1 protein-coding gene is annotated in these 3,778 nt (G+C 74.9%); it reads right to left on the bottom strand.

The genetic code is table 11. The features are described from left to right. Positions 1–3 precede the first annotated feature (3 nt). A complete protein-coding gene (locus ACFRMQ_RS39230) occupies positions 4–3,174 on the bottom strand; it encodes an ATP-binding protein (RefSeq protein ID WP_380735676.1) in 3,171 nt (1,056 codons plus the stop codon). Between the last annotated feature and the right edge of the window lie 604 nt (positions 3,175–3,778).

Raw genomic sequence — 3,778 nt, 5'->3', positions numbered from 1 at the left:
GTGCTAGCGGGGGCACAGTCCCCGGCCGGGGGCCAGCCCCCGGGCCCGCTGCTCGTGCTCGTTCGCGGCCTCCGGGCGGCCGAACGCGCGGTGGGCGGCGGCGAGGCCGCGGTGCGCCTGGCCCTGCCGGTAGCGGCTTCCGATCTCCTGGGCGATGACCAGCGCCCGGCCGTGCAGCTCCAGAGCGTCGGCCGGGCGCTCGCGCGTGAGGGACAGCTCGCCCAGACTGTTGAGCGCGTGCCCCTCCAGGTCGCGGGTGCCGGTGTCGCGGGCGAGTTCGAGGGCCGGCATCAGGTGGGCGAGGGCGGCGTCGTGGTCCCCGAGGCGGGTGCGGACCACGCCGAGGGTGCACAGGGCGTGCCCCTCGAGGTCGCGGGTGCCGGTGTCGCGGGCGAGTTCGAGCGCCAGGTGCGCGTGGGTGAGGGCGGTGTCGTGGTTCCCGAGCCGCTCGTGGACGACCGCCAGGCCGCACAGGGCCTGCCCTTCGAGGTCGCGGGTGCCGGTGCCGCGGGCGAGTTCGAGCGCCAGGTGCAGGTGGGTGAGGGCGGTGTCGTGGTTCCCGAGCCGCTCGTCGACCACGGCCAGACCGCACAGGGCATGGCCCTCGACGTCCCGCGAGCCGGTGTCCCGGGCGGTGGCCAGCGCCCGCCGCAGGCTCTCGCCGGCCGTCTGGTACTGGTCCGAACTGCCTTGCACCCGGCCGAGGTTGCCCAGTACGTAGCCCTGGATGTCGCGGTCGTCGATGTGCTGGGCGATGGCCAGGGCCTGGCCCAGGTGGGCGAGGGCGGTGCGGTAGCGGCCGAGGCGTTCGTGGACCAGGCCCAGGCCCGACAGGGCGTGGCACTCGGCCGCCGGGGTGCCGGTGTCGCGGGCCAGCGCGAGGGCCTGGCCGAAGTGGGTGAGCGCGCTCTCGTAGTGGCCGAGCCGGTGCAGCACCAGGCCGATGTTGCTGAGCGAGCGGCCGTGGGTCACGTGGTCGCCGACGTCGCGCGCGACGTCCAGCGCCTGCCGGAAGTGGGTCAGGGCGGCGTCGTACCGGCCGAGCCGCTGGTTGGCCAGCCCCAGGCCGTAGCGGGCCAGGCTCTCCAGCTCACGGTCGGCGGTGTCCCGGGCCAGCTCGACGGCGCCGGTGTGCAGCGAGAGCGCCTCGGTGTGCTGGCCGCGCAGGTGCAGGAAGTGGCGCAGGATCCGGAACAGGTCGGCGCTGTGCCCGGGCCGGTCGCGCTGGGCCGCCTCCGCGGCGGTCAGCAGGGTCGGCCACTCCGCTTCGAGCCACTCCGCGGCCCGCTCGTGGGCGGCCGGGGGCGCGATCTCCCGGCACGGCGGGGTGGCGGCCGGCCGGTCGGATCGCCACTGCGGGGCGAGCAGGTCCATCGCCGCGGCGGCGGTGCGCCGGTAGTGGTCCAGCAGGCGGGTCAGGGCCGCCTCCCGCTCGGCCTCGGGGACGTCGGTGGCGGCCAGATGGACGGCGTAGGCGTGCAGCAGGGGGTGCAGCCGGTAGCGCTCCTCGGACGGCTGCTCCAGCAGATGTGCGTCGAGCAGCCGTTCCAGCAGGCGGTCCGCGCCCGGGCGGGTGATCCCGGTGGCCGCGGCGGCGGCGTCCGCGTCGAACTCCGGGCCCGGCACCACGCCCAGCAGTCGGAACAGGTGCTGGTGGTCGGCGCCGAGCCGGCGGTAGGAGAGCTGGAAGGCGGCTTCGAGACTGGTCTCCGCGGTCCTCAGCTCGGTCAGCCCGCGCCGGGGGCCGCGCAGCTGGGCGGTCAGGTGGGCGATGGTCCAGGTCGGCCGGTGGCGCAGCCGGGCCGCCGCGATCTGGACGGCCAGCGGGAGGTTGCCGCACAGCCGCAGCAGCTCGCCGACGCTCTTGGGCTCGACGGCCACCCGCCGTTCGCCGAGGATCCGGGTCAGCAGCCGTCGCGCGCCGGCCGGGGCCAGCGGCTCCAGGGACAGCACCGCGGTGGCGTCCAAGTCGGTCAGCCGGTCGCGGCTGGTGACCAGGGTCAGGCAGTCGGTGGTGCCCGGGAGCAGCGGCCGGATCTGGGCGGTGCTGGCCGCGTTGTCCAGGACGAGGACGGCCCGCAGACCGGCCAGGCTGGTGCGCCACAGCGCGGCCCGCTCCTCCACGTCCTCGGGCAGGTCGGTGCCGGTGACGTCCACCGAGCGCAGCAGCTTCTCCAGCGCGGCGCCGGGGTCCAGCGGGGCCTGGTCCCGGCTGTGGGCGTGCAGGTCCAGGTAGAGCTGGGCGTCGGGGTAGCGCTCGGTCATCCGGTGCGCCAGGTGGACGGCGAGCGAGGTCTTGCCGACCCCGGGCATGCCGTCGATCGCGGCCAGCACCACGTCGTTGGGCTCCGAGCGCCGGCGGCCGGCCGCCACCTCGTCGACCAGGGTGCGCAGCTCCCGGTCCCGGCCGGTGAAGTGGCTGATGTCCTTGGGCAGGCTGTGCGGGGCGCGGGGGGCGAGCGCGAAGGTCCGGGGGCGGCCCAGGGTGCCGTCGTTGGTGAGGATGCGCTGGCGCAGGTCGCGCAGCTCCGGGACGGGTTCCAGGCCGAGCGCGTCGGCCAGCCGGCGCCGGGTCGACTCGTACACGGCCAGCGCCTGCGACTGACGGCCCGAGAGGTACAGCGCCAGCATGAGCTGGCCGGCCAGCCGTTCCCGCAGCGGGTGGGCGGCGAGCCAGTCGATCAGTTCGGGAACCACCGACTGGTCTTTCCCCAGGGCGAGTTCGAGGTCGAGGCAGTCTTCGAGGGCGGTCAGTCGCTGCTCCTCCAGCCGTGAGGTGTACGGCTGGAGCGCGGTCGCGGTGAGCCCGGCGAGGGCCGGTCCGCGCCATAGCGCGAGGCTGGCGCGGAACTCGGCGATCGCCTCGTCCGGCCGTCCTTCGACGGCCCGGCGGCGCGCGGTGGCCAGCGAGTCGGTGAAGACCGTCAGGTCCAGTTGGTCGTCGGGCAGGTCGAGCCGGTAGCCGTTGGCGCCGACCGCCGCCGGGAGGTTGGCCACCCCGGCGGACCTGAGCAGGCCGCGCAGCAGGGAGACGGCGTTGCGGATCTGCTTCTCGGCCGTTCGCGGCGGGTCGTCCCAGACGGCGTCGACGAGTTCGCTCAGCGGGACGTTCTGGTTGGACTTCAGGAGCAGGAGGGCGAGCACCAGGTGCTGCCGGACGCCGGCCGGGAGCACCTTCCGATGGTTCGCTCGTACCTCCAGTGGTCCCAGGATTCGGAACCTCACGCAGCCTCCCCCGTGTATCGCGGGCAGCCGTCACCGGACCGGTTCCGCGCTCAAAAGCGCGATGCTACCCGCCGGATGACGTCCCGCTCGAACAATTTCCATGGACCCCGAGCGCTGTCTGACGACACGTCGGACACCTGGTCGAACGCCTGCGGGCGGCGCTCCGTTCCGCGCCCGAAGGACGCGACGGCCCACGGCCGGGGGGTGATCCGGCCGGGACGGTTCGAGGACGGCCGAAGGACGCCATCGGTGATGATGGCGTTGCAGCGGTTGAGGACGAAGTGACGGGGGTCGCATGAGCCGGGCGAGGAGAACCTGCGGGGCTTCGAGACGTCGGAGGGGCGGACGCCCGGGCGTCTCCGTGCCGGCCCGCCCGCGCACCCGCGTGGCCGCTCGCAGGCCCCAGTAGTGCCGCTCCGGCCGTCTTCCGGCCGATTCCCCCCTTCCTTTTGATCTCTTCCGCCGTGCCCGCACGAGGGCGTGTCCGACGGTTCGCGTAGGCCCGACCGGGGCCGCCGGACCCGGACATCCCGCCCCAGGGCCCGGTCGGTTC

The sequence above is a fragment of the Kitasatospora sp. NPDC056783 genome, assembly GCF_042789895.1.
Classification (GTDB): Bacteria; Actinomycetota; Actinomycetes; order Streptomycetales; family Streptomycetaceae; genus Kitasatospora.
The sequence above is the reverse complement of the archived record's forward strand: the minus strand, read 5'-3'. Positions and strand labels throughout refer to the sequence as shown.